At 74.0% G+C, this 4,993-nt stretch carries 3 protein-coding genes; 2 read left to right on the top strand and 1 reads right to left on the bottom strand.

Annotated elements, in window-relative coordinates; genetic code table 11:
* Positions 1-288 precede the first annotated feature (288 nt).
* Positions 289-1,953, top strand: a complete 1,665-nt coding sequence (locus ACFV6I_RS34235; RefSeq protein WP_380345681.1) for a peptide-N4-asparagine amidase — start codon at positions 289-291, stop codon at positions 1,951-1,953.
* A gap of 433 nt (positions 1,954-2,386) precedes the next feature.
* On the opposite strand, the gene ACFV6I_RS34240 is transcribed toward ACFV6I_RS34235, so the two are convergent.
* Entirely contained in the window at positions 2,387-3,091 is a 705-nt protein-coding gene (locus ACFV6I_RS34240) for a response regulator transcription factor (protein ID WP_279634945.1), read from the bottom strand.
* A 211-nt stretch (positions 3,092-3,302) separates the two neighbouring features.
* Here ACFV6I_RS34240 and ACFV6I_RS34245 point away from each other — a divergent pair, with 211 nt between their 5' ends.
* The gene (locus ACFV6I_RS34245; RefSeq protein ID WP_380429637.1) at positions 3,303-4,886 is read left to right on the top strand and encodes a purple acid phosphatase family protein; all 1,584 of its coding nucleotides are present in this window, start codon (positions 3,303-3,305) and stop codon (positions 4,884-4,886) included.
* Positions 4,887-4,993: the final 107 nt, after the last annotated feature.

Genomic DNA, 4,993 nt, shown 5'->3' on the forward strand with positions numbered 1-4,993 from the left:
CCTCGGACTCGCCCACAACGGCACGACCTGGCAAATCCAGGCCACCACCTGACAGCACGGCCCGGATCAACCCAAGATCTTCATCAGCCTTCTAGGCCCTTGCCGGGCCGATCTCGCCGGGCCCGGATCGGCCGGACAGGACCCGGCCACTCGTGACGGGTCACGCCGGGTACCCGAAGCACCCCCGGCGAATCCTTGACGCTGGCATGCCACCGCCGAAAGGATGCCCGGACCGCCCACCCGGCCCGCGGCAGCGCCCGCCGGCCGCCCGACCCCTGGGGACCAGCCTTGGCCGTCCGCCCGCTGCTTCGCCGCGCCGCCCGCCTCCTCGGCGCCGCCGCCCTGACCCTCGCCGGCACCCTCACCGCCGCCGCCCCCGCCCACGCCGACTTCGGCACCGACTACCACGACCCGGTCACCGCCACCCGGCCGCTCACCCGCCCCGACACCCGCTCCTGCACCGTCGAGGTGATGCACGACCAGCAGTTCCGCAACGGCTACGGCAACCCGCCCGACACCCCGTACACCACCACCCTCACCCCGCCCGCCGACTGCGCCGGGCCCTGGTCGGCGGTGGTCCTGGACCTCCACGGGCAGGTCGCCGGGCGGCAGTTCGACCGCATCTTCAGCGCCCGCGTCGGCGGCGTCCAGGTGCTGCTCTCCTCCACCCCCGAGCCGTCCAAGGACGGCATCGAATGGAAGCTGGAGCGCGATCTCACCCGCTACGCCCCGCTGTTCGCCGCCGGACCGCAGCCGTTCTCCCTCGACCTCGCCAACGTCACCGACGCCACCTACACCGGCGTCTTCACCATCAGCGCCAGTGTCACCTTCTACACCGCGAACGACCGCCGGCCCGCCGCCCACGCCGCCGACCGCCTGCTCACCACCGGGCCGTTCGCGCTCACCCAGGCCGCCCCCGCCGCCACCCGCGAGCTCACCTTCCCGCAGAACCTCGAACGCCTCACCGCCGAGGTCTACACCCGGGGCGGCGGCGCCTGCGAGGAGTTCGCCTACGCCTCCGCGCCCGACGCCTTCGTCAGCGCCAACCCCGGCCTCGGCTCCTGCGGCAAGGGCCCGTTCCGCGAACTGCGGCTCACCGTCGACGGGCGGACGGCCGGCGCGGTCTGGCCCTACCCCGTCATCTACACCGGCGGGTGGGACCCACTGCTCTGGCGACCCGTCCCCGGCGTCTTCGCCTTCGACCTGCCCGCCTACCGGCTCGACCTCACCCCCTACGTCGGACTGCTGCTCGACGGCCGCCCGCACACCGTCGGCATCGCGGTGAACGCCAGCGAGGCACAGAACAACGACACCTGGACCGGCCAGATCAACCTCTTCGCCGACGTCGACCACGGCACCGCCCGCACCACCGGGCAGCTCACCGACCACCGGGTCGCCCCCGAGGCCGCCGTCGACACCCGGCTCACCGACCACGGCGGCGGCAGCGGCGACTGGACCGTCACCGCCGGCCGGCACGACCTCGCCCGCGGCTGGGTCCAGACCTCGCACGGCCGGATCACCACCGAGGTCCGCGACGACCTCGCCTTCCGCTCCGCCCAGCAGCTGCGCGACAGCGGCAACGACGTGACCCTGCACAACCGCACCGACCTCACCCGCACCACCGCCACCTGGGGCGGCGGCCCGCACCGCACCACCACCGTGCGCGAGGGCGAACCGCTGGACGTCACCTACCGCGTCACCCACGACGCCGCCGGCAACACCGACCAGCAGACCGCCATGGACCTCGGCTACCACCGCGAGAGCACCGCGGCCACCGGCGGCCACGTCACCGAACGCTCCACCGTCGACCACACCCTGCGCCCCACCGCCCGCCGCCACGACGGCGACTCCACCGTCCGCACCGGCACCAGCACCGAGGACTACCGCAGCACCGGGCCCGACGGGCCGTACCACCGCACGCTCTCCTTCGTCGACGGCTGGCCGAAGCCGTAACATCGCCCGAAATCTCCCGACTTGCGAAATCCATCCGATTTCAGGCGGTTGACCCCTGGTGCACACGGCGTGGGAAGCGCATGATGGGAAGTGGACCTGCGAGGCAGCTGAAGGAGTTCGACCGCAGGAGGCAGTGGTGACAGATCGAGACGGATCAGGGTCTGCCACTGGTACTACCTCGGTCGACGATCGAACTGCCGGCCGGAGGACACGATGTCCGGAGGCCACCCCCGCCTCGTAGGTTCCCCGGGGGCCCCCCGCGCCCCCCCCCCGCCCAGGGGGCGGCCCGAGCCGCCCGGGGGCCCCCGCCCCGGGCGGCGCCTCTCGCGCGCCCCCCCCCCCCCCCCCCTGGTGGGGCCCCCGCGCCCTCGGCGCCCCCCCGCGCCCCGGTCCCCGCGTCCGTCGCGGCAGGGGCCCGTCGCCGCGGTGCCCGTCACTGCGGCACCGGGTAGCCCATCTCCCAGGCGTGGACGGCGATGCCGACCCGGTTCGCCACCCCGAGCTTGCGCTGGACGCTCGCGACGTGCGTCTTCACCGTGCCCGGCGAGATGAACAGTTCGGCGGCGATGTCCGCGTTCGTCCGGCCCGCCGCCACGTGACCGGCGATCTCCATCTCCCGCTCGGTCAACGGCACCACCGGCGCCGAGCGGGGCTCCGGACGGCGCGGCGCCGTCACCTGCCGCAGCAGCCGTACCGTGACCGACGGACTGATCAGGCTCTCCCCGTCCGCCGCCGCCCGCACCGCCTCGACGAGCAGCGCCGGCCCCGAGCGCTTCAGCAGGAACCCGGACGCACCGTGCCGCAGCGCCGGGTACACGTACTCGTCCAGGTCGAAGGTGGTCAGCACCACCACCCGCACCGGCTCCGCCACCCCCGGCCCGGCCAACCGCCGGGTCAGCTCCAGTCCGTCCATCCGCGGCATCCGGATGTCCACCAGCGCGACGTCCGGGCGCAGTTCGGCCGCCAGTTCCAGCGCGGCCAGCCCGTCGGCGGCCTCCCCCACCACCTCGATGTCCGGCTGCGCCGCCAGGATCCGCCGGACGCCGCGCCGGACGCCCTCCTGGTCGTCCGCGATCAGCGTACGGATGATCCGCGGGCACTCACCGTTCGCACTCGTCACACCGTTCGTACTCGTCACGGCAGGCAGTCTGCCACGCCCGTCCGGACCGCCGGCCCCGCCCGCCGCCAATGCGGCCCGGTGGGTGGGAAGTTCACGTCACGAGCTCGGCGGGCGGGAAGTTCACGTCACGGGCCCGACGGACGGGAGGTTCACGTCACGAGCCCGGCGGGCGGGAAGTTCACGTCACGGGCCCGGCGCGGTTCACCGACGCCCGGTGAGGCTGGCGGCCATGAACGCTTCCAGTGGACATCCCCCCGTCAGCCGCCGCGGGATCCTGGCCGGTGCCACCGGTCTCGGTCTCGGCGGCGCCGTCTCCCTCTCCGGCATCGCGGCCACGCCCGCCGCCGCCTCCCCGCTGCTGCTGGAGCGGCCGGACCGCTCCGGCGCCCCGCGTGTCGCCGGGCTGCACCTCCAGTTCGGCTCGGACGCCTCGCGCGAGGTCGTGGTCTCCTGGCACACCACCGCCTCGGTCGGCAACCCCCGTGTCCGGTACGGCACTTCGAACGGCGACTTGGGCCGCAGCGTGCAGGCCGACACCAGCACCTACCGGGACGCCAAGTCCGGCACCGAGGTCCAGATCCACCACGCCCGGCTGAGCGGCCTGCACCCCGACACGGACTACGTGTACGCCGCCGTCCACGACGGCGCCACCCCGGAGCTCGGCACCGTCCGCACCGCCCCGCGCGGCCGGGCCGCCTTCACCTTCACCAGCTTCGGCGACCAGGGCACCCCCACCCTCGGCAAGAAGACCGCGAACGGCTACGCCAACGACAACCTGGGCAGCCCCGCCGCCGGCGACACCACCGCCGGAGTCGAGCGGATCGCCCCGCTGTTCCACCTCGTCAACGGGGACCTCTGCTACGCCAACCTCGCCACCGACCGGGTCCGCACCTGGTCCGACTGGTTCGAGAACAACAGCCGCTCCGCCCGCCACCGCCCCTGGATGCCCGCCGCCGGCAACCACGAGAACGAGCGCGGCAACGGCCCGACCGGCTACGGCGCCTACCAGGCCTACTTCGACCTCCCCCCGTCCGGCTCCGACGACGAACTGCACGGCCTCTGGTACGCGTTCACCGCCGGCGCGGTCCGCGTCATCAGCCTCAACAACGACGACGTCGCCTACCAGGACGCCGGCGACTCCTACGTCCACGGCTACTCCGGGGGCGCCCAACAGCGCTGGCTGGAACGGGAGTTGGCCGCCGCCAACGCGAACCCCGAGATCGACTGGATCGTGGTCTGCATGCACCAGGTCGTCATCTCCACCGCCGACAAGTTCAACGGCGCCGACCTCGGCATCCGCGAGACCTGGGTGCCGCTGTTCGACAAGTACGGCGTCGACCTGGTGGTCTGCGGCCACGAGCACCACTACGAGCGCTCGCACCCGATCCGCGGCCAGCAGCAGACCGACACCCGCACCCCCATCCCGGTCGCCACCGACACCCGGACCATCGACACCACCCGGGGCACCGTTCACATGGTGATCGGCGGCGGCGGCACCTCCGCCCCCTCCAACGGCCTCTTCTTCGAGCCCGCCAAGGCCCGCGTCATCACCGGCGTCGGCGCCGTCGACCCGGCCACCGGCAAGCGGCCCCCGCAGTACGTGATCGAGGACGCCCCCTGGTCCGCCTTCCGCGACGCCGACAACCCGTACGGCTTCGCCGCCTTCGAGGTCGACCCGGGCGAGCGCGGCGGCCGGACCACCATCGACGTCACCTACTACTCCGTCAGCGGCCCGTACGGAGACCTCGTCCCCGTCGACCGCTTCACGCTCACCCGCCCGCGCGGCGCCCGCGGCGGCGGCCGGGGACGCTGACCCCGGCCGCGCCCGTCGGGGTGGGGCGGGCACCCGCCGCCCCCCCCACCGGGCGGGTCGGGTGGGCCCCGCGGCCGAACGCAACGAGCCCCCCGCGCCCCCCACGG

It is taken from the genome of Kitasatospora sp. NPDC059803, from assembly GCF_042732255.1.
Lineage (GTDB): Bacteria > Actinomycetota > Actinomycetes > Streptomycetales > Streptomycetaceae > Kitasatospora.